The organism is Zhaonella formicivorans (assembly GCF_004353525.1).
Classification (GTDB): Bacteria; Bacillota; DUOV01; order DUOV01; family Zhaonellaceae; genus Zhaonella; species Zhaonella formicivorans.
In genome coordinates this window covers 542,258-567,031 of the sequence record NZ_CP085524.1, presented here as the reverse complement: position 1 = coordinate 567,031, position 24,774 = coordinate 542,258, and the positions used below count along the sequence as shown (strand labels likewise).

Below are 24,774 nucleotides of genomic sequence, written 5' to 3'. Positions count from 1 at the left end.
TTAATCACTGCAGTTATTGGGCATGTTAATAACGTAATCTCAACGGGAGGGTTAAAGCATGCCCATAAAATCGCTTTTTAATACCAGTGGTTCGTATGAAGTTATGGCTGCCAAGAATAATAACTCGGTGGAGTTGACCATCGTTTTGGATAAAACATGGGCAAAACAGTTAGGTTTGCCTACCAACAAATTTTACACGCGCGAACCCGATACCGGGCTGGAATTACATGAAGATTGGTTGGAACAGAAATTATGGGCTGAAATTGCGGAAGCAGCCCGCCCAATTAAAGTTACCGATTATTATTATCCCACGGATGTCTATTCAACTCAAAGCATTCCGGAAAATACAAACAAATAAAAACTAAATAACAGAGGACACCCTATTCAGAGTGTCCTTAACTTTTTTAAAAACTAGCAGGAGTAGCGGTAGCCATAACTCTGGCTATTGTATCACCGACATTTACCCAGCGGTGAGGTATATGGGCCGGATAGTAAATTACATCTCCTTGACTCAATCTGTAAACATCCTTCTCATCCAGCACCACTTCTACTTCTCCTTCAATTATATAGGTAAATTCATCGCCATAATGACAGCTTGGTTTACCTGTATCCATGCCCGGTGGAATATTAATTATACTAGATTGCAACTTCTCATTCTCCGTGGCAAACAAAACATTTATAGTAACTTTTTCATTGTTACGTATATATTCATGTCGCTCATTTTTGCGAATCACTTTGACCAATGGCTTGGTCTCTTCTTCAAGTAAAAAAAATACTGAAGGCACTTCCAAAATTGAGGCAATGTCTTTTAACAACGCTACGCTAATATTTGCACGGCCATTTTCCAGTTGACTTAAGTAAGAAACGGATAAATTCAACTTCGAGGCCATGTCTTGTAAATTTAACCCCTTTTTCTTTCTTAGTGCTCTAATCCTTCTGCCAACGCTTTCCATGGCTCCCCCTCGTACTGTCTTATTTTTTTAGTATTATTAAATTTAATTTATCATATTAAAGATATGTTCACAAGCCTATTTGGCCCGATTTAAAAATTAAACGCAAAAAATTTATTATTGGATACAATTTGAAGATCGTTTCTATTTCTTTATAAAATAACCAGGATTTAGCAGGGTTCATAGAGAATATTAAAAATATTACTTAAATAACCACCCATGCCTGGAAGGCACAACCAATCATGAAAATTAGCTAAGTTATTGCAAAGGTTGGATTTTTTGCTACATTGAAATTATCAGGGACAAAGGTTGATTTTATTTTGATGGTATAACCTCGTTAAATAACCTAACTTGATTGCTTTTGAGCACAGCCAATTGTCGCCCCTTGTTCTTAAGGACTTGGGAACAGCACGGGTACTAAAATCTTTATTTCTCGAGCAATCATCCCTGAAATTCTTTGGAGCAGGAGTGAGTTACATGCAAGACATCCTGGAAATATGTTGTGGTCTTGATGTCCACAAAGAAACGGTTGTAGCCTGCCTATTAAAAGGCAATGTTGACGGGGAACCGGTTAAAACCATCCGCACCTTTTCCACCCTTCTTGCCGGGCTAGATGAAATGAAAGTTTGGCTAGAAAATGAGAACTGTCGGCATGTTGCAATGGAAAGCACCGGCATCTATTGGCAGCCTGTATATAACGTGTTGGAAGAAGCCTTTGACGGCAGTATGGTTTTGATTGTTGCCAATGCCCGGCATATGAAAAATGTACCCGGTAAAAAGACCGACATGAAGGACGCCGAATGGATAGCTACCCTTTTGCGTGCCGGATTATTAGAAGCAAGTTTTGTTCCTCCCCAACCAATTCGGGACGTCCGTAATCTGACCCGGTACCGCAAAAGTATCATCGAGGAAATTACGTCACAGAAAAACCGGATCGAAAAACACTTACAAAGCTGCGGCTTTAAGCTCTCTACCTTCCTGACCGATATCTTCGGCGTATCGGGCCGGGCGATTATGGATCATCTTAGCCACCATGGGAAAATATCCGCCCGGGAAGTAGAGAATTTTGTAAAGGGGCGTGCTAAGAATAAGCTCCATGAGATCAAACAGGCTGTCAATGGCAAAATGGATGTTCATCAAAGAGAGTTTCTAAAGCTATTGTTAGGTTGGCTAGATCAGCATTACGAGCATCTCCGTCAAGTAGAGCAAAACTTAGAAGAAAAACTGGCTCAGTATCAAAGACAACTAGAGCAACTAGACGGCATACCGGGCATTGATAAAACTGCAGCAGCAGCCATTTTGGCGGAAATCGGAATTGATATGAGTCGTTTTAAAACCGCTGAACATATCTGTTCCTGGGCGGGCTTAAGCCCCGGTAACAATGAAAGTGCAGGAAAAAAAAGTCCACTCGTACCACCAACGGTAACACCTATTTAAAACGGATCCTATGTGAAGTTGCTTGGTGCATCACCCGAATACGTCAAAGCTACTTATCATCCTGGTATTGGAAAATCAAACAACGCCGTGGCGCCAAAAAAGCTCTTGTTGCATTAGCCAGAAAAGTTCTCGTAATAATATACAACCTGTTAAAAAATGATGCTGATTACGATGAAACATCCTTTGAAAAAGCCAAACAAAAACAGGAAAAGTTCCGAGTTAAAAGGATTATTGCTGAAGCTAAGAAACTAGGTCTGGAGGTGATAGAACCCCACGAGGTTGCTTAACAGCTACAATGGTTTTTCCAAAAGAATTAATTTCACTGATGCAAGATCTGCATTGGCTAGTTAATTATTACCTTTTTACGGGTTATCCTGGTTGCCATATGCAGTTGTTAAAGAATATTTCAAATTTATTTTCGTACTAAAAATAATAGAGGTGACAATATGCCTAATTACATTATGGAATGGCTTTCAGTCCAGGAAGAGCGCCTCTTGCTGCACCTGCTTAAAAGACATGAGACCCCCATAGTGAAACTTAAGGGCAGACCAAACTTAATTTTAACCAATCAACGACTTTTACAAATCCAAGGCGTAAAATTCCAAACTTACCAACTTAATTCCCTGACTAAAGTCTATTTTAAAGACCACCTTTTGCTTTGCAGTTTGAAAATAGCTTTTAGCCCGCAATCGGGAAAAACCTTCCAAACTTTTTACTTCGGCCGAAAAAAAAAGCCGCAGGTCCATGCGGCATTTACAATAATCAATCAGCTCGTCCTTTCCATACTTAACAACGCAGGTTAATCAATTTTTCGCGCGACTTGCATTCCAGTGCATTTTCCTTCAATCCAATTTAAACAGATTTTGCAATCAGGTTTATCCGCGCTGCAATTCAACAACGAAATACCAAAGCCTTGGGCCGTGCGGAATACTTTTTTAGCCTCGTTTAAAAATCGTATTGATCACTGTTTTCCCGCTGGCAACAGCCATATCCATAAACCCGTGGCGTTTCCGGAAAATATCCTCCAACGCTGCCACGAGAACATCCAACTCTTCGTAGGAAATCGTGAGCGGCGGTTCCAGCCGGATAACATTTGGGTTATTCAAAGTATAGGCAGTAATGATGTGATACTTATTTTGTAATTCTCCCGCCACCAAAGCTCCTAAATATTCTTCCGACAATTTACTAATCATCCCACCGGTAATTTTATTAAGAAGTCCTTGGACCGGTTTTTCGAATTCCAAACCAAGCATCAAACCCCGGCCACGCACTTCTTTGACCATAGGGTATTTAGCTTTGAATTCGCCCAGTCGCTTGATTAAATAAGCCCCTTTTTCCCGTGCTTCTTCCGCCAGGTTCTTTTCAATTAACAAATTTATAGATGCAATTGCAGCAGCCGCTGCCCTGGTATTGCCACCGAAAGTGGAAGTATGCAGCAATGCTTTATCCATGCCTCCGTAAGCCTCTTCCCATATTTTTTCGTTAGTGATATAAACCCCAATAGGCGCAATTCCACCACCGAGGGATTTAGCCAAACACATTATATCAGGTACAACATCTTCAAACTCGCAAGCAAAATTATAGCCCGTCCTGCCAAAACCGGTTTGGATCTCGTCTACAATCATTAAAGCTCCATAGTGCTTGCAGAGTTCTTTAGCTTTTTTTAGATAACCTGCCGGAGGTACAATGATTCCCCCTTCCCCTTGAATTGGCTCCACAATAAACGCTGCTACATCCTGGGATTTCAGCTCGTTTTCCAAAGCCGTTACCTCGCCGTAAGGTACAGCCAGACACTGGGGCAAAAGTGGTGTAAAAGTTTTTTGGTATTTTTCTCTGCCCGTTACTGACAAAGCTCCAAAGGTTTTACCATGGAAAGAACCATGGCAGTAAATAAATTTGCTCTTTTTAGTTGCAGCCCGCGCTAATTTCAATGCTCCTTCGACAGCCTCAGCGCCACTGTTCCCAAAAAAAGATCTTTTCAGGTTCCCGGGAGTTATTTGCGCCAAATTATGTGCTAAAGCAGCAGCCAATGTACCTATGGATGCCTGCAAAATGTTTGGTAACTCTTTAACCTTTTCCACTTCGCGCATCACTTCCGGAGGATTATGACCAAAGTTCAGTGCGCCATACCCTCCCAAGAAATCCAGATAAACATTTCCTTCACTGTCCCAAACCTGCGTTCCTTGAGCCTTCACAAACTGCTTATCAAAATTCAAAAGGGAAAACATGTTTGCCAGACCAGGGTTAACATATTCCTTGAACATCTCCCGGATTTCCTTACGCGAGAGATTTAAAGCATTATCCACCGAATAAAGGCTATGCATATTTAATCCTCCTAACAATCTGGAATATTTCCGAGTCTACTACTCCCTATGTATTCGGGAATTGCTGTCAAAATCCTCCCCTTAAATTATTTGCCTTGAACAAATTGGCTAAGAGTCATTTTTTGGCATAATTTATAGAATTTATTTATTATATATTGCTTTATTTTTACCCACACTATTACTGCTGAGCAACTAATATCTAAGGAGGATTTACCATGACTGTTGGCACTAAAATGCATCAAACCCTGTCTAGCCTGGAAAGCGCTACCTCAACTTTAAAAACTTTTGCCTTGGAAACCCAGGATAAAGGTGCCAAGCAAATGTTTTCGGACTATGCTAAGCAGCTTGAAGGAATTTGCCAGGGCCTGCAAGGCAGGGTAAATTATATTGAGCAGCAAGAACCACAGTACAAGGTATTCTCCCCAGAAGTAAGCGATAAATAATAGGGTGCCTGGCCGACTGGTTCCAAGCGTGCCATAATATCTCCATAAAATCACGGAAATGGAGGATAATAAGATGGACGCTAAAGAACGGCAGGTCCTGGTTGCCGAATGTCGAGCTAGTGGAATGACCGCAAAGGCTTGGTGTGAACAAAAAGGGATCAAATACCGGCAGTACGTTTCCTGGGCAAGCAAAGTTAACAGGAAAAATCAAATGGTAACAGAACACGGGAAACAGCAGTGGGCTGCTGTAACGTTGCCGAAAGAAGAACAGGTTGCGGGCCGAATCAAGTTAAACTGCGGCAAATGGACCATCCATGCTGATCCCGGATTAAACTTGGCGTTGCTTGCAGACGTGCTGAAAGTTGTGAATAGCTTATGTTGAAGGACATCAACAGCTATGACGGGATTTATCTTGCTTGCGGAGCCACGGACCTGCGCAAGTCCGTCGATGGTCTGGCTATAACGGTAAAACAAGAATTCAAAATAGATCCCTTCGGCAACTATTTGTTTCTCTTCTGCAATAAAAATCGCAACCGGTTAAAAGCCCTTAGCTGGGATCGCAACGGTTTTATCTTGTATTACAAAAGGCTGGACGGGGCAGGAGCTAAGTTTATATGGCCCCAAAAGCCAGACGATATGAGAAGCATAACGGTTAAACAGCTTAGCTTGCTCATGGAAGGAATGTCTATTGATCCCCCAAAAGGTTTTGGCGATATTAAAGCCAGAGATTTTTACTAAAAACAAATAAGAACGAAATATTCAAAGATTATTTGGAAAAATGGACTCAAAAACCTTGATTTTGCTAGGTTTTTGGGTCTTTTTGTGTTATAATGAGAGTATGAGAACATTTGATTTAACGGGCCTAGCGCCTGAGGTAACTGCATACATAACATCCCTGGAAACGCAAGTGCAAGACCTGAAAGTGCATGTAGATCGGCTTACGAATATACTTGCCAACTTTCAAAAGGCCATGTATGGGCAGTCCAGTGAAAAGAGAAAATATGTGCTTGGCCAAGATGAAAACCAGCCTTCTCTTTTCAACGAAGCTGAAGCCGAGGCTGACCGCAACGCACCAGAGCCTGAAACAATTACTGTTTCCGGGCATGTTCGCAAAAACAAACGGACCAAAGAAGAGCTGGCGGCCAATGTTCCTGTGACCGAAATTCTCTGTGAGTTGGATGAAGAAAAGCGTGTCTGCGGGGAATGCGGCGGGAAAATGAGAATCCTCGGCAAAGAAACTGTACGGGAAGAATTGGAGTTCATACCAGCCCAGACGAGGCTTTTACGCTATGTCCGGGAAAGCTATGTCTGCGAAAGCTGTGAGAAGGAGACTGGAGAAGCTACGATCATGAAAGCGCCCGTTCCTGCTCCGGTTATAAAAAAGAGTCTTGCTTCTCCCTCGTCCGTAGCTTACACCATGTATCAGAAGTATGTGAACGCCATGCCGCTGTACCGCCAGGAAAAAGATTGGGAAAATCAAGGTATTGCTTTATCCAGAGCAACATTGGCTAATTGGATCATCCGGGCAGCAACTGACTGGCTCGAACCTCTTTGGGAAAGGATGAAATCTTATCTTCTTAAAGAGCCTGTGATTCATGCGGATGAGACTGTGATCCAGGTACTTAAGGAAGAAGGTAAAAAACCATCGTCCGAATCGCGGATGTGGGTGTATTGTTCGGGCAACACCGGAAATCCCCCGATAATACTTTATGAATACCAGCCCACACGTTCCGGAGAACACGCCCGGCGCTTCCTGCAGGGATTCAGCGGTTATCTGCAGACCGATGGCTACAGCGGATACGACAAGGTACAGAATGCCACTAGATGCGGCTGTTGGGCCCATCTAAAGCGCAAGTACCAGGAAGCGCTGCCTAGGAGCGGAGATATCCGGGGTTCTACTGCTGCCATTGGGTTTGAATATTGCAACCAACTTTTTGCTATAGAAAAGAATTTAACAGAACTTACTCCGGAAGAACGGAAACTTAAGCGTCAGGAACAGTCCAGGCCTATCTTTGAGGCTTACTTGTCGTGGCTTGAAACCGTGAACCCTCTCCAAGGCTCAAAACTTGCCGAGGCCATAACTTATTCCTTAAACCAAAAACCTTCACTAGGCGTATTTCTTGAAGACGGGCGCATCGAATTGTCCAACAACCGGGCTGAGAACGCAATCAGGCCGTTTGTAGTCGGCAGGAAATCCTGGCTGTTTGCCGACACAACCAAAGGAGCCAGAGCCAGTGCCATTGTTTACAGCATTGTCGAGACAGCCAAAGCTAACAAACTCAATATTTTTAAATATCTGGTACATATCTTCAGCACAATGCCAACACTTGACTTCAAGAATTGTCCCTCGCTTCTTGAGGACTTAATGCCTTGGTCCGAGAATCTCCCTGATTATTGTCATAACAAAAATTGTTAAATATATAGATTATCTGGGCTCCGGTACGGGCAAAGGCTGCTGTGCCGGGGCTAATCTTTTTCATGCACCCTATTATTTATCGCTTACCCCCAGAAGGCCAGCAACAATAACTATTTAAGCCCTTAACTATAAAGGTTAAGGGCTTAAATACTATATGCCGTAATGAAAAGCAGTGGTGAACACCTCTTGTATTTTTTTCGTTTCGCCACAGACTTCGCATCTTCCTGTTAGCTTTTTATCCATTGGGACCAAGTAAACTTCATGATTTTTCCCGGCCAGTTGTAGGCATTCTTCACACAGATAAAGGCGGGCATAACAATGACGGTTTTGAACTGTTGTCAAACCTGCTCCCCTCCCCTCCAGTGTTTTTCCATAATTATTATACGTTAAATTTTACGGAAGTGGTAGCTGGACTGAATAAAAAATAAGGGGGGCGCAATTCCCCCCATCAAGCCCTATTCTTCCAGTGCCCTTTCAGCCGCCTTAAGGATATTTTGATAGCCTGTGCAGCGGCAGAAATGACCTGATAACTCTCTCTTGAGTTCCTCTCTGGTATATTTTTTCCCGCTCTCGACCAGGGCAGTGGTAGTCAGCACCAGGCCCGGTGTACAAAAGCCACACTGGATGGCCCCTTCTTCAATGAACGCTTTCTGCACTTTGGTCAGCTCACCGTTTTTGGCTAAACCCTCAATGGTTGTGATATTCTTCCCGTCAGCCCAGACTGCCAGATAAATGCAGGAGTCAATAGGTGTACCGTCAACCAGCACGGTGCAGGCCCCGCATTCCCCCACACCACATCCTTTTTTGACCCCGGTGTATCCTAGGATATTTCTCAAGACTTCTAAAAGGGATTGACGAATGTCCACCTCTAAGCTTACCGCTTTGCCATTTACAGTAAAGGATATTTTTTTATGCAACTTCCCCACCTCCTGCATTACGAACGGCCGCCTTCAAAGCCCTTTGGGTAAGCTCTTCCACCAAGTGCTCCCGGTATTCTTTTGAAGCCCGCCATGAGGTTCTGGCCTTGGTCGATTTTACTGCTAGTTTACCGATTACCGCAATAATTTCCTCAGAAATTGCTTTACCCCGAGCGAAGCTCTCCGCTTCCTGGCATCTAATGGGCGTAGGAGCCGCTACCCCAAGGCCAATGCGCACATCTTCGATCAGCTTACTTTCTGTGATTTTACACAGCACAGCAACGCCTAAAGTAGCAATATCCATGGCATTGCGCATGGCGAATTTAATATAGTGCCCACCGAAGCCCTGATAGTTTTCGGGCGTAATGATTATCTCAGTCAGTACCTCCCCAGGTTTTAAATCAACCTTGCCGGGTCCCAGGTAAAACTCCTGAATGGGAATTACCCGCTCCCCTTGACTAGTTCTTAGCTTTAACTTGGCATTCAGGGCAAACAAGGTGGATGCACTGTCGGCAGAGGTTGCGCCATTGCAGATGTTCCCGCCGATAGTTGCGATGTTCCTGATTTGGGGTCCTCCCATGGAAATAGCTGCTTCCCCCAAAACCGGAATGTTTTTCTTGATCACCGGGTCATTATAGATTTGGCTGAAAGTGGCTAAAGGACCGATAATGATAGTACCGTCCTCTAGTTTTTTTATATCTTCCAGCTCCTTTAGCTTTCTAATGCTTAAAAGCTCTGCTTTTTCCAGTTGTCCGCCGTGCATTTTAATTAAAACATCTGTCCCGCCTGCGATGATTTTCAAGCTAGGATTATCGGCGAGAAGCGCTACTGCCTCATCTACTGTTTCTGGGTCATAGTACCCTTGAATATTATACATTAATGTGTCACCGCCTTCCTAGATTAATCCTACTTCTTTAAACTTCTCGAACACCCGCTGCGGGTTCATGGGCAGCCGGTTAAACTCGACCCCGGTGGCATCCAAAACAGCGTTACGGATAGCAGGTGCAGGTGAAATAGCCGGTGGTTCACCCAGAGATTTATGACCGAAAGAACTTGTTGGATCAAAGGTCTCAACAAATGCCACACCGATATCAGGGGTGTCCATGATTGTGGGCAATTTGTAATCCAGTAAATTATTATTGAGAGGCTTTCCTGTTTTTTCATCAAAAAGCATCTGCTCGGAAAGCGCGTACCCAATCCCCATACTTACACCGCCATGGACCTGGCCTTCCGCCAATTGGTGGTTTAAAATTTGTCCCGAATCATGAACATTAAAGATTTCCAGGACCTGAATTTTGCCTGTTTTTATATCTACTTCTACCTCTGCAAACGTTACACCAAAAGAATAAGCATTGATCCTGGCGTTATTTGTAGTATCGCTGGTGATCGGCTTCGCAAAAACAGTATCATAATAAGTTTGCATTGCGGCTTTCTCCAAAGGCATTACAATTTCCCCGGAATGCTTGTAAATTATATTGGCATCTCTAATATCCAGCATATGGGCAGGTATATCTGTCATACCCCAGACAAAATCGAGGATTTTTTCCTTGACTTCTAAAGCCGCTTTTTTGACAGCCATACCTGTAACGTAACTCTGTCTTGAGGCGTATGCGCCCGTATCAAATGGCGTAATATCTGTATCCTGCGTGGAAATAACATGGACCATATCCATTGGAATTCCTAATACTTCGGCCACCATTTGAGCAAAGACAGTGTCGCTGCCCTGACCTATTTCCGTGGCGCCGATTTGGAGCTGCACAGAGCCATCCTGGTTCAAAACAATCCTCGCCCCGGCGATTTCCAAACTGACCGGATGGGTTCCCGAAGCATAGCTGAAGCACGCCATACCTAAACCACGACGTTTAGTACCTGTTTGGTTGACATACCGGGCTTTTTTCTCTTCCCATTTAATCAACTCTTTGCCTTTTTCTACGCACTCCCGGATCCCACAGCTTAGTACCTTATTTTTGCTTACGGGTTCTACAAAGCCGACTTCAACAAAGTTTTTCTTGCGAAGTTCAATAGGATCCATATTCAGCTTTCTGGCAACGTCGTCCAGATGACATTCAAATGCATAGAATATTTGAGGGGCACCGTAACCGCGCATTGCTCCGGCTGCAGGCAGATTGGTATAGACAGTTAACGGCTCGTATTTGAAACCTTTTACCGGATACAAGGGCCGGAATTTACTGCTTGCGCTCATGGCAATAGAATGTCCATGGGAGGCATAGGCCCCGGTATTGGATATGGTTTTAATATGAATACCAAGCAGCTTGCCGTCTTTTGTCAATCCCGTTTTGATTTTGAATTTAAAAGCGTGGCGAGTCCTGGTGTCAATCATTACCTCTTCCCTGGAGAGTTCTAACTTCACCGGGCGGCCACCGACCGCCAAAGTCATGGCAGCAGTTAATGGCTCGATTGTCACTTCTTGTTTGTTTCCAAACCCGCCGCCCACATAAGGCTTGATTATGCGCACCTTGCCCCAAGGAATACCTAGCGCTTGTCCCACCACTCTTCTACAAATATGAGGGATCTGGGTAGAAGTAATAATTACTATACGCCCATCCGTATCCACGTAAGCTTGTGCTACTTGGTTTTCCAAATGGCAGTGTTGAACAATGCTGGTTTCATACTCACCTTCAAAAATATGGTCCGCTTCTTGAAAAGCCGCCTCCAGATCTCCATATTCATTTCCATTAGAAGCAAGGATGTTGCGCTCACATCCTTCATGAATTTGGGGTGCACCCTCCTTCATCGCATCTTCAGGAGTGAGAAGTGGTTCCAGGACTTCATACTCTACCTCAATGAGTTTCAATGCTTCTTCAGCAATTAACTCATCAGTTGCTACTACTGCAGCAATGGCATCGCCCACAAAACGCGCCTTATTAGTCAGAATAGAACGGTCTTCCTTATCCCTATGCTTTGGGTCAAGCGAATATGGGTGCCCTGCTGTGGCAAATTTGGTTTGGGGAACATCTTTATAAGTTAAAACCGCCTCTACACCTGGTAAAGCCTTTGCTTTACTTACATCAATATTTTTAATCACGGCATGGGCATAGGGGCTCCGCAGGATTTTCCCCACCAGCGTATCTCGTTCAAAAAAATCATCAGCATACTTTGCTCTACCTGTTACTTTTGCAACTGCATCAACTCTTTTGATGCTTTTTCCGACTACTGAATAGGTCATTTTCTCCCCTCCATTTCTTGATTTCTGAGCAAATTTACATATGAAATCTCTTGAAACCAACCCCCTTTTTTAGTCAGGGTTGAAAATAAAAATAAAAACCCCCTAATTATCCTAAAGAAAATTTTGGGGTTCGTTTTCGAAGAGTACTGGGATGACCCTTGTATTGCTAATTACGGAGTAAATAACATAATACCTTTTCTCCGGCTTATTAAGAAAAGTGGGTAAGCCGTAAGAGCGACTTCAAAAATCCTCTACCCAACAGCTAAACAGCTTAGGGCAAGTTATTCTTGTAGCCGGACTATTTACGGTTACCCGGTAGAAACTCTCGGACCATATTACCGAGGATATACAAGAAGTTATGCACTTGCCTAAATTGATCCAACGCCAAATTCATAACATATTTCCCATTCGATATTATACTACATTATCCTGCTTTTTGCACTGGTAGATTTTAAGTTGGACTTAAAAAAATTTGAGGAGGCCTAGTAGTATTTAATAAGTCACAAAATTTTGCGTATAGAATTTTCCTTCTACGCCAGCCCCTAAATGTTTAAAATCCTTGTTTAAAACATTGGTCCTGTGGCCTAAGCTGTTCATCCACCCTTCATGGGCAGCAATGGCATCAACATAATTGTAAGCAATGTTTTCTGCAACTATCCTGTATTTTATTCCTGCCTTTTGCATCCTATCACTTAAATGTCCTGAATTAGGTGAAGTGTGTGAAAAGAAATTGTGTTCCAACATGTCTCTACTATGGGAGCGGGCGACATCAGCAACTTTCTCATCCCATTTTAACAGCGACAGTCCTTTTTGAGCACGCACCGCATTGACCAAATCAAAAATCTGTTGCTCATAAGCCCTTTCAACAGCGTCTAATTGGGCATCCGAAAGTTTTGGTTTTCCGAAAGAGGGTTGCTTGCCGAAATAGGTCCACTGCATGTTATAATTGCCTGCAGCCATACTCATAAAAGTATATAAATCAAGGACCCGTACAGCGGCAAGTCTGTTATTATCATGAATATCAAAGAAAAACTCAGTAACTAAATTACTCTCAATTTTGATAGGCCTTTCTTGAAATTGTTCTGCACTCTCACTTATAGTAAAATCAGCGTTTTGATAAGTAAAATTTATTTTATTTACCAAATCCAGTTTTTGCTCGATGTCTGCTCTTGCGCTCCCCAAGCTAATTCCATTGGTTGTCCAGTTATAGGAATTAGTATATAAAGCAACTACTTTATCTTCCTTCACTCCGACTTGAAGGTAGTTTTTATAATCTTTGTTATAGATCCACCAGTCAAACCCATATTCCCCCGGGTCTTTACGCTGGGGCTCCCCTAATTTTTCAACTAAAGCCTTGGTTGAAATTCCAATATATGCTTCAACATTTTTTGTACCTTGCATCAATGTAGCTGGTAAGCTCGGTCTAATCTCAGGTTTCTTACCAACCCAAATAGTATTTGTTTTTGCATCCCATCCAACCGCTTTCCCCAAAGCTTCTGAAATAAACCTTAAAGGTACATATGTAGTGCCATCGTAAATAAATCCCAAAGGTACATTTTTATTGCCGTTAAAATATTGCCCATCGGAATTACCCTTTTGCATACCATCAAAATAATATTTTAGGGGCAAAATCTGCACCTTGATCTCCTGTATAAAACCCGCCGCCCAGCCGGAATTCATCATTAATACGGTAAAAAAAATCCCTGTAACTAGGCCTGCTACAAACTTTATCAAAGATTTCATCATACCCCTCCAGCACAAGTAAGCGTTATAAATATTATACGTAAGCTGCCTGAGAAATTTAAGGGTACTTTTTCTATTCTCCTATATAGTTCGCTTTCTGGCAATGGAAAAGATGAATTGATTTAAAATTCGCGAAGTATAGGAGAAGTTGAATGGGGTCTAAAATACGTTTTGTCAAAGTTTTAGTCAAACTATACGAAAGAGGTAAAAGCTGCACGAAAAATGGTCGCCAGATGCAGTTGCCAGCTCATTTGATGGTAGTAAAGGGTACAACAGCAAACAAAATGCCCTTGGGATGATTGTTTCAATCCACGCACCCGCGTGGGGTGCAACAAAGTCCTTTTTGTCCTAAAACCAGCCCTATTTGCGTTTCAATCCACGCACCCGCGTGGGGTGCGACTCCGTCGAAGAGTCGTCGGAAAAACGTTCATCTAGTTTCAATCCACGCACCCGCGTGGGGTGCGACTCCATTTTTTCCTTTTTTCCTTCTTTTTATACGACAGGTTTCAATCCACGCACCCGCGTGGGGTGCGACCATGCGATAGGGCAAAAATAGTTTCCCGTTTGAGGTTTCAATCCACGCACCCGCGTGGGGTGCGACCCAAGTATAACCAATGTAATTCCCATTTGTATCTACGTTTCAATCCACGCACCCGCGTGGGGTGCGACTTCATGTCGAGCAAAAATATTTTACCGTAGCAGTAGTTTCAATCCACGCACCCGCGTGGGGTGCGACTTGAAGGTGTTAACAGTTGGTAGCTTATTTTCAGGTTTCAATCCACGCACCCGCGTGGGGTGCGACCAATTGGATCAAACACCTGCTACTCCAAAGGATTGGTTTCAATCCACGCACCCGCGTGGGGTGCGACAAAGCAAAGTCCCCCAGGAGCTATACACGTACAACGTTTCAATCCACGCACCCGCGTGGGGTGCGACGCATACAGGGTATATGTAAGTCCTAGCACCCAGGAGTTTCAATCCACGCACCCGCGTGGGGTGCGACACAACACCGTTGTAGACACAGTAAAACACAAAATGTTTCAATCCACGCACCCGCGTGGGGTGCGACGCCACCACTCCCCTTTACATTCCGGACACTTCCAGTTTCAATCCACGCACCCGCGTGGGGTGCGACATTGCTTGGTATATCATTCACAATTTCTTTTTCTGGTTTCAATCCACGCACCCGCGTGGGGTGCGACATAGAGAAAAGATTAGCCCAGCTTGGTTTTGTGAGGTTTCAATCCACGCACCCGCGTGGGGTGCGACAGCAAAACTATCGGATTGACCCCCGAATTTTGGACAAAGTTTCTTAATTTCTCACGATTTCACACGATTGCATCTTTGTTTAACCTGTTGATTATTTTCTTATGGTTTAAGAAGTGCGTCAAGGTTTCGCTTCGCCGCGTTGCGACCTTGACCCTTTCTTAAACCATAAGATTTTATTCTTACAGGTTAAACAAATAGTTTTAAATTGTAATTTTCAAGACTTTTTCGCCATCTCTAAGGTATTTGTAGAATTCTTCAGGTGGCACATACCCGATGCTTGAGTGAAGTCTTTGCTTATTGTAACGCTTGATATATTGTGCTACTACTTCATATACCTCAGCATAGGCCGCAAATTCATAGCGGCTAAAGCATTCATCTTCTAAAAGTCGGTGAAAAGCTTCTATATGTGCATTTTTGTTTGGAGTTTTAAAAGGGATCCGTTCATGTTCTATCCCTAGTTCCTCACATACTTTCTCAAATACATGGCTGATAAATTGCGGCCCGTTATCTGAGCGAATTACAGGCTTATTTCCACCTTGATAAAGCTGGCGTTTTAATAATGCTGATTTAACCACTCTGACTGCATCTTCTGCTGTGCAACTAAGACCAAGGTGATAGTCAATTATATTTCTGTCGGCTACGTCAATAAGACTCAACAGGAAGAAAAATCGATTTTCACCCGCAATATAACCATATTTAACATCCATCTCCCAAAGCTGGTTAGACCCTGTAATAACCCGGTTTTTAGCTATTTTGCGTGGAAACGATGGTTTAAATTTTCTTTGTGGTCTAAGAATTTCCAGTTCTTTACATAGCCTGTAGACTTTCTTCTTGTTGATTATAAGCCTGAAATTTCGCTTTAGGGCGTAGGTTAATTTAAGATACCCGTAGGCATAACCTTCATCCGCGATAAGCTCTGTTAGCCATTCCTTAATTTGTTCATCGCTGATCTGGTTGTTGGCTTTATCTAGCGAGTAACCTGGGCAGGGTCTTCCTCCTCCCACACGTTTGGTAAGGCCAGTTCTTGAAATACGATAATAGTACGTAGAGCGGCTAAGGCCTACTATTTTTAGAACCAAAACTGCTTTGTAACCACGGCTAATCCATTTGTTGGCGATACTTACTTTATCTTCTATCGAAGGTTTGTTTTTTTTAACAAATCCTTAAGTATGGCTATTTCCAAATCTTTTTCGCCGAGGAGCTTTTTAAGTTTATCGTTCTCGGTTTCAAGTTCTTTATAGTAACTATTATCAATAGTTTTTTTCTTATTATTTTTAGGCACAGGAGGGTTTTTATATTGTTTTACCCATTTGGCAACCATTGATTTGGCAATTTCATGCTGCCGGGCCACTAAGGACATATTGCCAGTTTCAATTGCTTCTTTGACAATTTGTTGTTTAAATTCATCGCTGTATTTTTTCCTGGTCATAAAAATTCCCCCTACACTAAGTTTATCATTTCTTAAGAAACGATGTCCAACCTAGTTAGGGGGCTTAAGAGCTATTTGCTGATGTGCCATTTCCAAAAGTTTCAATCCACGCACCCGCGTGGGGTGCGACATGCATGGCTAAAGCAATTCAAAGAAAGCTACTTGTTTCAATCCACGCACCCGCGTGGGGTGCGACCCAACCACCAACACCTTTTTTACCTTTGTTGTGCGGTTTCAATCCACGCACCCGCGTGGGGTGCGACAATTAACTGGCAAAACAATTGATGATACCTGGTATGTTTCAATCCACGCACCCGCGTGGGGTGCGACAATTTTGGTTTATTAAAATGAAATATGCTCCAACAGTTTCAATCCACGCACCCGCGTGGGGTGCGACCTCCGCCAGCGGTGTTTAAGATACCGGGGCCAAAGTTTCAATCCACGCACCCGCGTGGGGTGCGACTGCTTTGTCAAGGTCAAGTTCAATGCATTTCTTAGTTTCAATCCACGCACCCGCGTGGGGTGCGACGAAATATTCCCTATTACGTTTATGTGCGCTCACTTGTTTCAATCCACGCACCCGCGTGGGGTGCGACTAGCCCAAGACTTAGAATCTTACCAATCTTCGTATGTTTCAATCCACGCACCCGCGTGGGGTGCGACCAAACAACAACCCCTATGGGTCTATCTGAAAATTGTTTCAATCCACGCACCCGCGTGGGGTGCGACTGCGCCTGCGAGTAAGCAACTTATCTCAAGGGTTAGCTATTCTATAATAGCGAAACACTTAATCAACGTAACCCCAAGATATAAGCTCGTATATGTTTTAATAGAAACATCGTTCAATTTACATTAGTGCGATGCCCGTGGAAAAACGTGTGAACATCAGGTTCGCACAAACTATTACCTAAACTATAATAGTCCCTTCAGGATCAAAAGTTGCTCTGGTTCCAACATGTTCAACCCTGTTTTTCCAGTTATTACCTAGATAATAATACCTTAAACTATCTTTTTCTTTATCTATTATCTCCTCCAACCTGTGCCTTAATTGCGCAAATTGAACAGGGTCCACCAAGCATTCAAATACAGAATTTTGAACCCTCTGTCCATAATTGATACATTGCTTGGCAACATGTCTGAGTCTCTTTTTTCCAGCTTCTGTTGTTGTATTCACATCATAAGTAATTAGTACCATCATTGAGTCAATCCTCCTTATTTCCAGACAAAGGGCGGATAGTCATCAAGGTCACCCCTTAAATATCGGGACAATAGCAAAGCTTGGGCATATGGCAATAAACCAACGGGTATTTTTTCGTTTAGATAAGGATGTGTTAACTCATCTCTTTTTCTTTTTTGCCAAGCCTCCAAAACTGTTTTCCTGGCCTCTTCTTTTAAAATTACCCCTCCTGATTCCTTCTTTACAAAATCTTCCCCTGTTATTTGCCGACGGTTAATAAGATTCAAAGCAAGCCTGTCCGCCAAATAAGGGCGGAATTCTTCCATCAAGTCTAAGGCCAACCCTGGCCTTCCCGGTCGATCACGGTGTAAAAAGCCTACATATGGATCAAGTCCAACGGCTTCAAGGGCAGACCTATTTTCATTAACTAGCAGGGTATAAAAAAAAGAAAGTAAGGCATTTACTTTATCCATTGGTGGCCTGCGGCTTCGCTCTTTCATGAAAAAGCTTTCCTTCTGATTTAAGATCATATCATCAAATACCGAAAAGTAATCTCTTGCCGTTTCTCCTTCTATACCCCTAATTTCTTCCAGGGAAGTAGCATTACTTACCTTGACAATGTTTTTGGCCAACCCTTTGCTTATCCGCTCAATTCTACTTAAATTACATTTATCTCCATGGTCACTAATAAAACGCCTTAAAACTGTTCTGCTGTTAGCAATCTTCCCCATAATAAACCGAGCAGCAAGTTTTGTACAATCACCTGCTGAATCTGCCATTCTGTATTGTTTGCGCCTTAGTAGTACATTACCCTTTACCGGCCCCGAAACACTAGCCAGGAATTTACCATGCTCGTTCAGAAAAGTTAAAGAAACGCCTCTTTCTGCACACAAACCTAATAAAGCCGGGCTGCTACCCATATAGCCAAAAGTCACTATTCCCTCCAAGTAATGAATGGGTGTGCGAAATACTTCCTTGTCCTGTAATCTGACTACCAAGTTTTCTCCGTCTTTAGCCAAAAAGGCGTCTGGAGTTGTAACATAAAGTACATTCAACAATTTTCTCATACACTATTCTCCCGCTGATTCTTCTTCCGCTTCTTTCACCAGACGTTTCAGATAATTGTCAGCTACATTTCTTTTTTTAGCAAGAGCAGGTATACACAAATCTACCATAGAACAACCCTTGCATCTTTTATCTTTTACTGCCGGCGGAGTTACCCCTCTTTCATACAAGTTATGCATTCTGGTTGCTAATTGTTTAACCCTTGCCCTCAACACCTCATTAAAATCAACCCTGTAGCGGTGCCTTGTCTCTCCATAAAAGAAATACCCATAATCTATTTTTAATCCTAGCATTTCCTCTAAGCAGATCGCCTGTGCACACAATTGTACTTCATCTCTATCATCGGGTTTTGGTTTACCTCTTTTATATTCAATAATAATGATTTTAAGAGAATCATCTGAGCCCGAATCTTGATAGTATTCAATTACGTCAGCCACACCGTATAAACCCAAGGATCTGGATACCAAAGGGACTGATCGCTCTACCTTGACACTGTTTCGTGTTTCCGTAAAATAGGGGTCGTCCACTCTATCGTGTAGTTGTTTACCTTCAACAGTCCTTATGTTTTCTTCCCACAGATTTTCAATATGGATCAGAGCCCACTGCCTCTCACAAAAGGCAAAGTGCTGTATTCCTGATAACATCAGCAGGCTGTCGTCATCATAAGTATCATAATTCATCATTTTTCTATTAGATCAACCCCGGTGGGCAGCTGAGAGCGATTAATCTTAACTTCATAGTCATCATAGGAACGGGCTGGGCGAACAGGAACTTTTCTGGTAACCTGTACTAGATCGAATAGTTTATACGCGGGCGCATTACCCAAAGCTGACTCATGCCGAAACACAACTAATTTGCGGGTAGCCATTTTACCCCTGGCGGCAGAATGATCATGGTCAAACATATTGACCAATGCCTCCCAGAGCAGTTCAAGATCATCATTGTTAAAACCAGTTTTCTGTGCTAGATAGGATGAAACATAGCCCTCCAACCTGTAAAGTGCATAGGGCACGATATATTTACGTCCCATTTCCCTGTCTTTCTTTTCGGCATCTTTTTCTGAAGTTACAGCCATTCTAGTGATAGTTACTTCCTGCTGAACAATAGGGTCTATACTTCTGGCAAAATTAAGTTGAACAGGACCCCGGACCTGGCCGCAGTTCACCTCCGTAGTCATCACTGCACCAAAAGCCCTAATATCAAAGAAGTGGTGGCACATAAACTTGGTAATTTTCTTAGCCTCTTCTTCATCTTTAGGCATTTTTTTATCCTTAGTGTTAGGCTCAATTCCTACAGCAGCGTAGGCTTTTCTGTGCTGGGAGTTCAAAACTGCCCCTTCTCGTACATAAATGTCATAACCCTCTATACCGCCCTTAACAATATCCACATAATTCCTGATTTTACGTTTCAGACAGACATCAGTTACCAGACCAAGGCCAGTCTCGGCGTCAATGCGGGGCATGTTGCCGGCGTCCGGGTCACCGTTAGGGTTGCCATTTTCCACCTCAAACAAAAGCACAAACTCATACCTGTTTTTAATCATATCAGCCATCTATTATCCCTCTTTTCTTTCATTTTTTGTAAAAAGCGCCTGACGCTGGTGATAATAACCCAACACAAAAAGTCCCTGTTCCTCTAAATTGAAATGGGAAGGGAAGGTGTCAATTTCGCCAATTACCTCCTCGATACGTTTGTCCATAGCACGACCGTACTCGGCTTTTGCTAGGTGGTGCTGTGCCAGTCTGATTAATATTGGAAAAACAAAACCAGGTGTAGCCGATGCAGCACCAAAATACCGGTCTTTTATCGTGGCATTCAAACCTGGATTGGCATCTTCCTGGGCTTTTTCCAGAAGGGCAAATAGCCTCCCCAACCTGTATGCTGTGTTTGTGTTTTGCGGATCTAAAGACATCGTAAACTTCACCTCATTTCCTCTGTTGTAATATCTCTGCTTCCTAACCAGAAAGGCCTTAATAATGGCTGCTCGGGCATAATTAACTTCTTGGTCTGCCCTAATGCGGGAGAGAATTGCATTATACAATACCTGAGGGTAAGGCATACCTGTCAGTACTGAACGCATCAATACACCACCTAAAAGCGGTGGAATCCTCTTTGCGTCCCTTAAAGGTGCTGTTTCCTTTAAAATCATGCTAATTGAAATAAACTCAGGGTCGTTTGCAAAACTCTTTATTATTGCCATGTCAATATAGTGCTGGCCTATTTTATCCAAAAAATTTCCGTAGTGATCAACATGCCAGAACCTGACTGAAAGACGGCTGGCATTGGGAGCAAGTCCCAAAATATAAAAATTTACATTGCGGTCGACACCTGTTAAGCCTGCACTAACCGGAGTCCCCGCCCGAATTCTAGCAAAAATATCATGAAGTAACTGCACTGTCTGCGGATCTCTAATGATTTGTTTTTGCTCAGCATCCTCATTATTTTTATTCATACCTTCAGCGGGGAAAAACAAAGCTCCCAGTAGGTCTTCCTCCACACCATTAGTTGAACGTTCAGCCCAAAAAACCGTTGTTGTATCTCCTATGCGTATCCTATGCTTTTCGCTGTTTAGCAGGTAATTGATAGCAGTTGTATAGCCGAACGCGACATGCTCGCTTACCGGTGCATTATAACTTTGGGACTTACCATATGATGTAAATGCTTCAAGATTAAAAGATACCAAAGAAGCACCACTCGACTGGGCCCCTGTTACCCCTTTGATACTTGGATGTAATCTGGCTATGGGCGACTTATGACCAGTGACTAAACACTGACCTGTTACTTCTGAATCCTGGCCCCCACAAAATGCATTCCATGCTGCCATGATAGCCGGTCGTTCGTGGATATAGCCTTCTGTCCCTTCCAGCCTGAATACCAGGTTACCGCCTTCCAATAAGTCATCCAAAGCTTCTACTATTTTAGGGTGGTTTATAGCATTTGCTACATCCCAACTGCGCAAAAAATTTAATACAGCAACTGCTCCCGCATCGTTTATTCCTTCAAGAATCTTCTGGTGTAGATTGACAAAAGCATCAAATGCCTCTTTCAGCCTCTCACTTTTATCCTTTTTCCCTTTTTGCTTCAGACCTAGTATATACGTACAGTTATCGCACATAAAATTGGCTGATACCCCAGAAGTCCGTTTTACCTGCTGTGGGACATCCATATCCCGTGGAACAAGCTTTTTACCTTTTTCCACGCGTAAATCTACAAGGTTAACCAGTTTGCCGGTTTGAGAAAGCACTATAGCATAAGAAACTTTGGCCTTACTGTATCCTGGCTTGCTTACCCCTGAATCCTGGTCTTCCAACAACCTTTCATAGTATTGGAAAAGAGCATTAATAATCATTTGCTTATCCCCCCTTCCTCCATCCGGGGTATTTCGATGGTTCCATCCTTCATAAGAGCCCTGAAAAATCTGGGAGTCATCTGATCAGCAAAATCAATATCCAGAAGCATCCACCCCAGATCTTTTTCTTTGCCTTGATATTGTGAGTGAGGAAAAGGCTCATCATCCTCTATAAGGCGAAACCTGGCAGGAAATTCCCGGCATCCCAGGTAAGGCTGGTGAAAACACTGCCCCTGCCTGGCTCGACGCAGCACAATGTTGTAATGCTTTTCCGGTTTATCTCCGGGTCCAGCCTTACCGGTCAGCTCAAAATGAGCTTCTATAACATAAGCAACATCCCTTAATAAAAGGGTGGCCCGCTGCTGCCGGTCATCCGCGGCGTACTGGCAAAGTTCAACAATTTCTCCTTTTATAGCCTTTTTCACATTTCCAGCAGGTATTTTGTCCCCAACTTCATTGCGACGTATATTGTCAAAACGAATTTCATTCAACACATGAATCCTGTCAACTACCCACCGGATTGCAGGTTTCCAGTGAATAGCTTCCAAGATCCCCCTGGCGGCAGAAGGAGTCATGACATCATAGCTAACCCTTTCCACCTTCATTTCCGGCCTGGTAAAACAGGCATAATCTCCCCAGACCAAAAGGCGAATACCATAACCCACGCCAATCTCCCCCCTTTTCTTTTAAATAATCAAAGTTTCTTTAAGTAACATGCTCTCGGTGCAGGGTAGCAGTCCTGTTTCCATACTGTAATTAGCTTTATAACCCTCTTCGCTAAGGACAAAAAACTTGCCCACAATAGCCTCGAGGATTCCGAGCCGGAGCATCTCCTTAAATTCATCCTCGTATACCTGAACGGTATAACACTGCAGTTTTCTGATGTATTGGCCGGAAAAATCATTCCACCTGGCTTCCTCCAATAATCTCTTACATTCATCGTCCCATGGGATTACTACGGCAGTTGTGTTATCTTCGATCAACTTAAATTTTTCAGCAATGCAACGGAAAGGGAACTTTAACAGCTTCTCCTGCTCTTTAATTTCGGCCATTATTCCTTCTTTATCCAACTTTTCTCCTTCGATGTTGTAAAGTATTGTAAAATAATCCTTAACTGCGTCCAGGCTGAGAGGATCTTCATATTGCCTTAAAACGTCTTCTCCTACTGCTGCCGTCCTGCTGAGCCAGCCCGCAGGCAAACCATGTTTTTCCGGCGTAAAGACATACACTTCGCCTTTTTCCGTGAAACCTTCCCTATTGCATCTTCCCGCTGACTGAGCAATCGAGTCAACTCCTGCCAAGCTGCGGTAAACAACTGGAAAATCAACATCAACTCCAGCTTCAATTAATTGGGTGGATATCACTCTGCATATCTGTGCTTTTTTCAACCTTTCCTTTATAGTTTGAAGCACTTTTGACCTGTGGGCGGGACACATGCGAGTGCTCAAATGGAAGACTCCTTCATTACGTACTTTTTCAAATATAATCCTAGCATGTTTTTTCGAATTGACTATGCACAATACCTGTTTATGAGATAAAAGTTTATTAGCCAACGAATCATCAGATAGCTCTCCAAGGTGTCTAATTCTCACCCTTTGCAAAGCCGTATATAATCCTTCCGGATCATCTATTATCTCCAGTGGCCTGATTTCTGGGGGGAGAAATTTGCTAAAAGCTGGCTGAGTAGCCGTACATAAAACCACCGTGGTATTGTAGTTGACAACAAGTTCAGCCAGAGCGTTGATGCATGGCCTTAAGAAACCAGTTGGGATCATTTGTGCCTCATCAATAATCACTACGCTCTTGGCGATATTATGTAGCTTCCGGCACCGAGAACTTCTTGACGCAAACAAAGATTCAAAAAACTGGACATTTGTCGTAACAACAACAGGCATGTCCCAGTTTTCGGAAGCCAGTTTCAACTTTTCTGAGGCTGTAGAATTGTACTCTGCTTCTGTTTGCCTCAAACTTTCGGGATAGGCAAAATTGCTGTGATGCTCTAAGATCTTGTCGTCACCAAATATATCTCTAAAAACAGCCGCGTTTTGTTCGATTATACTAGTATACGGGATTACATAGATGACCCTCTCGATACCATGCATAACCGCATGCTTCAACGCAAAAGCTATTGAAGAAAGTGTTTTCCCTCCTCCCGTTGGCACAGTAAGAGTAAAAAGCCCAGGCCCTAATCTAGCCTTCTCCCTACATTTGGCTAAAACCTGTGCCCTGTGCCTGTTAATTAGCGTATCAGGAGCATCATGACACTTCCTGTCCAGAAACGCCTCCAAAACCTGTAGCATATCCGCCAAAGAGGCTCGATTGCTACGCAGGAATGATTTATCAACGTTCAGCTCCTTTTCCGTATCAAGGAAATCTGCATCCACAAGGGCTGAATAGAGAAATCTGATAAAAAACTGGACACTAAAACCATAGCCCACAGGTGCTTTAGTTATAGGAAAAAACAGTTCTTCAGGTTTTGGAAGGTCAATCTCATTTTTAAAAGCACTATAATCCGGTAACGATTCTTTGGCCAACCTGCCTTCCAAGGAAGATTCATCGACTTTGCTGCCCCAATCGGGAAGGCCCGCGTGGTGACCTGCAATCACATAAGCCAGTATTCTGCCAAAAATTTTATACTGTATTTCTGCTTCTACAGCTCCCGCCGTAGAATGATCAACTTTATTATTGGCACCTTGTAGACGTTGTTGAAATTCATATGAGTATTTTCCGATATCGTGCAAAAGGCCGGCTATATATCCTAGCTTTTCCGCTCCGAAAGATTTGGCAAACATTGCGGCCAGTTTCGCAGTGTCCTCTAAATGTTTTTTTAACAAATGCCATTGGCTTTTATCTTTTTCACTGTCGGAATGTGCATAATATTCCATAGTTCCCCCCGCCATTTTCCGTGTTTAAAGGAATAGCATTTTATAGCCATTTTTATCTTTTCCTTGTTATATGTTTTTCCGTTACCTTCTTAAACAGCTCTACTGTGGTATTAGTATTACTTCATAGGGCTGTTATTTCCTTCCTGAAATTCCTTTTTCTTTTGTAATTCAACAACTTTTTAC

Annotated in this window: 20 protein-coding genes, 1 pseudogene, 2 CRISPR repeat arrays and 1 riboswitch; of the genes and pseudogenes, 6 read left to right on the top strand and 15 right to left on the bottom strand. The window is 43.0% G+C overall.

Features of this window, described 5'->3' with window-relative positions; all coding sequences use genetic code 11:
• Positions 1-58 precede the first annotated feature (58 nt).
• Positions 59-358 carry a hypothetical protein gene (locus EYS13_RS02760; protein ID WP_227765711.1) on the top strand — a complete coding sequence of 100 codons (300 nt, stop codon included), beginning with the start codon at positions 59-61 and terminating at the stop codon, positions 356-358.
• A gap of 46 nt (positions 359-404) precedes the next feature.
• On the opposite strand, the gene EYS13_RS02755 is transcribed toward EYS13_RS02760, so the two are convergent.
• Positions 405-953, bottom strand: a complete 549-nt coding sequence (locus EYS13_RS02755; RefSeq protein WP_227765709.1) for a helix-turn-helix domain-containing protein — start codon at positions 951-953, stop codon at positions 405-407.
• 474 nt (positions 954-1,427) lie between these two features.
• On the opposite strand from EYS13_RS02755, the pseudogene EYS13_RS02750 reads away from it, so the two are divergent.
• Positions 1,428-2,674, top strand: a pseudogene (locus tag EYS13_RS02750) (IS110 family RNA-guided transposase).
• A 648-nt stretch (positions 2,675-3,322) separates the two neighbouring features.
• Here EYS13_RS02750 and EYS13_RS02745 read toward each other — a convergent pair.
• Positions 3,323-4,711: an aspartate aminotransferase family protein gene (locus EYS13_RS02745; protein WP_227765707.1), complete on the bottom strand. Its 1,389-nt coding sequence runs from the start codon at positions 4,709-4,711 to the stop codon at positions 3,323-3,325.
• A 215-nt stretch (positions 4,712-4,926) separates the two neighbouring features.
• Here EYS13_RS02745 and EYS13_RS02740 point away from each other — a divergent pair, with 215 nt between their 5' ends.
• From EYS13_RS02740 to tnpC, 4 genes are all read left to right on the top strand, one after another.
• Positions 4,927-5,154, top strand: a complete 228-nt coding sequence (locus tag EYS13_RS02740; RefSeq protein ID WP_227765705.1) for a DUF1657 domain-containing protein — start codon at positions 4,927-4,929, stop codon at positions 5,152-5,154.
• 73 nt (positions 5,155-5,227) lie between these two features.
• On the top strand, positions 5,228-5,536 hold the full coding sequence (tnpA, locus tag EYS13_RS02735; protein ID WP_227765703.1) for an IS66 family insertion sequence element accessory protein TnpA: 309 nt from the start codon (positions 5,228-5,230) through the stop codon (positions 5,534-5,536).
• On the top strand, positions 5,530-5,892 hold the full coding sequence (tnpB, locus tag EYS13_RS02730) for an IS66 family insertion sequence element accessory protein TnpB (RefSeq protein ID WP_227765701.1): 363 nt from the start codon (positions 5,530-5,532) through the stop codon (positions 5,890-5,892). Before tnpA ends, tnpB begins: the two co-directional genes overlap by 7 nt.
• A gap of 100 nt (positions 5,893-5,992) precedes the next feature.
• The gene (tnpC, locus tag EYS13_RS02725; protein WP_265332407.1) at positions 5,993-7,570 is read left to right on the top strand and encodes an IS66 family transposase; all 1,578 of its coding nucleotides are present in this window, start codon (positions 5,993-5,995) and stop codon (positions 7,568-7,570) included.
• A 150-nt stretch (positions 7,571-7,720) separates the two neighbouring features.
• Here tnpC and EYS13_RS02720 read toward each other — a convergent pair whose 3' ends face one another.
• The 13 genes from EYS13_RS02720 to cas3 all read right to left on the bottom strand — a co-directional run bounded on the left by EYS13_RS02720 (position 7,721) and on the right by cas3 (position 24,591).
• A complete protein-coding gene (locus EYS13_RS02720) occupies positions 7,721-7,912 on the bottom strand; it encodes a hypothetical protein (protein WP_227765700.1) in 192 nt (63 codons plus the stop codon).
• Positions 7,913-8,025: 113 nt separating this feature from the next.
• Positions 8,026-8,505: a xanthine dehydrogenase subunit XdhC gene (xdhC, locus tag EYS13_RS02715; protein WP_423055296.1), complete on the bottom strand. Its 480-nt coding sequence runs from the start codon at positions 8,503-8,505 to the stop codon at positions 8,026-8,028.
• On the bottom strand, positions 8,480-9,364 hold the full coding sequence (gene xdhB / locus EYS13_RS02710) for a xanthine dehydrogenase FAD-binding subunit XdhB (protein ID WP_227765698.1): 885 nt from the start codon (positions 9,362-9,364) through the stop codon (positions 8,480-8,482). Before xdhB ends, xdhC begins: the two co-directional genes overlap by 26 nt.
• Positions 9,365-9,382: 18 nt before the next feature.
• The gene (gene xdhA / locus EYS13_RS02705; RefSeq protein ID WP_227765696.1) at positions 9,383-11,674 is read right to left on the bottom strand and encodes a xanthine dehydrogenase molybdenum-binding subunit XdhA; all 2,292 of its coding nucleotides are present in this window, start codon (positions 11,672-11,674) and stop codon (positions 9,383-9,385) included.
• A gap of 270 nt (positions 11,675-11,944) precedes the next feature.
• Positions 11,945-12,046: riboswitch (purine riboswitch) on the bottom strand.
• A gap of 120 nt (positions 12,047-12,166) precedes the next feature.
• Entirely contained in the window at positions 12,167-13,417 is a 1,251-nt protein-coding gene (locus EYS13_RS02700; protein WP_227765695.1) for a CAP-associated domain-containing protein, read from the bottom strand.
• 301 nt (positions 13,418-13,718) lie between these two features.
• Positions 13,719-14,686: direct repeats of the CRISPR family, unit length 32 nt; unit sequence GTTTCAATCCACGCACCCGCGTGGGGTGCGAC.
• Between the two features lie 200 nt (positions 14,687-14,886).
• Positions 14,887-16,115, bottom strand: a protein-coding gene (locus tag EYS13_RS02695; RefSeq protein ID WP_227765692.1) for an IS3 family transposase whose coding sequence is annotated in 2 segments (ribosomal slippage) — positions 14,887-15,833 and positions 15,833-16,115 — 1,230 coding nt in all. Because the reading frame shifts where the segments join, the coding sequence is not laid out codon by codon here.
• A 98-nt stretch (positions 16,116-16,213) separates the two neighbouring features.
• Positions 16,214-16,844: direct repeats of the CRISPR family, unit length 32 nt; unit sequence GTTTCAATCCACGCACCCGCGTGGGGTGCGAC.
• Between the two features lie 178 nt (positions 16,845-17,022).
• The gene (cas2, locus tag EYS13_RS02690) at positions 17,023-17,313 is read right to left on the bottom strand and encodes a CRISPR-associated endonuclease Cas2 (RefSeq protein WP_227765689.1); all 291 of its coding nucleotides are present in this window, start codon (positions 17,311-17,313) and stop codon (positions 17,023-17,025) included.
• A gap of 14 nt (positions 17,314-17,327) precedes the next feature.
• Positions 17,328-18,359, bottom strand: coding sequence for a type I-C CRISPR-associated endonuclease Cas1c (cas1c, locus tag EYS13_RS02685; RefSeq protein WP_227765687.1), 1,032 nt, complete (start codon positions 18,357-18,359; stop codon positions 17,328-17,330).
• A gap of 3 nt (positions 18,360-18,362) precedes the next feature.
• Positions 18,363-19,040: a CRISPR-associated protein Cas4 gene (gene cas4 / locus EYS13_RS02680; protein ID WP_227765685.1), complete on the bottom strand. Its 678-nt coding sequence runs from the start codon at positions 19,038-19,040 to the stop codon at positions 18,363-18,365.
• Positions 19,037-19,909: a type I-C CRISPR-associated protein Cas7/Csd2 gene (gene cas7c / locus EYS13_RS02675; protein WP_227765683.1), complete on the bottom strand. Its 873-nt coding sequence runs from the start codon at positions 19,907-19,909 to the stop codon at positions 19,037-19,039. Before cas7c ends, cas4 begins: the two co-directional genes overlap by 4 nt.
• A gap of 3 nt (positions 19,910-19,912) precedes the next feature.
• A complete protein-coding gene (cas8c, locus tag EYS13_RS02670; RefSeq protein ID WP_227765681.1) occupies positions 19,913-21,706 on the bottom strand; it encodes a type I-C CRISPR-associated protein Cas8c/Csd1 in 1,794 nt (597 codons plus the stop codon).
• Entirely contained in the window at positions 21,703-22,371 is a 669-nt protein-coding gene (cas5c, locus tag EYS13_RS02665; protein WP_227765680.1) for a type I-C CRISPR-associated protein Cas5c, read from the bottom strand. The genes cas8c and cas5c overlap by 4 nt, the downstream gene beginning before the upstream one ends.
• Before the next feature lie 21 nt (positions 22,372-22,392).
• Positions 22,393-24,591: a CRISPR-associated helicase Cas3' gene (cas3, locus tag EYS13_RS02660; protein WP_227765678.1), complete on the bottom strand. Its 2,199-nt coding sequence runs from the start codon at positions 24,589-24,591 to the stop codon at positions 22,393-22,395.
• Positions 24,592-24,774 lie beyond the last annotated feature (183 nt).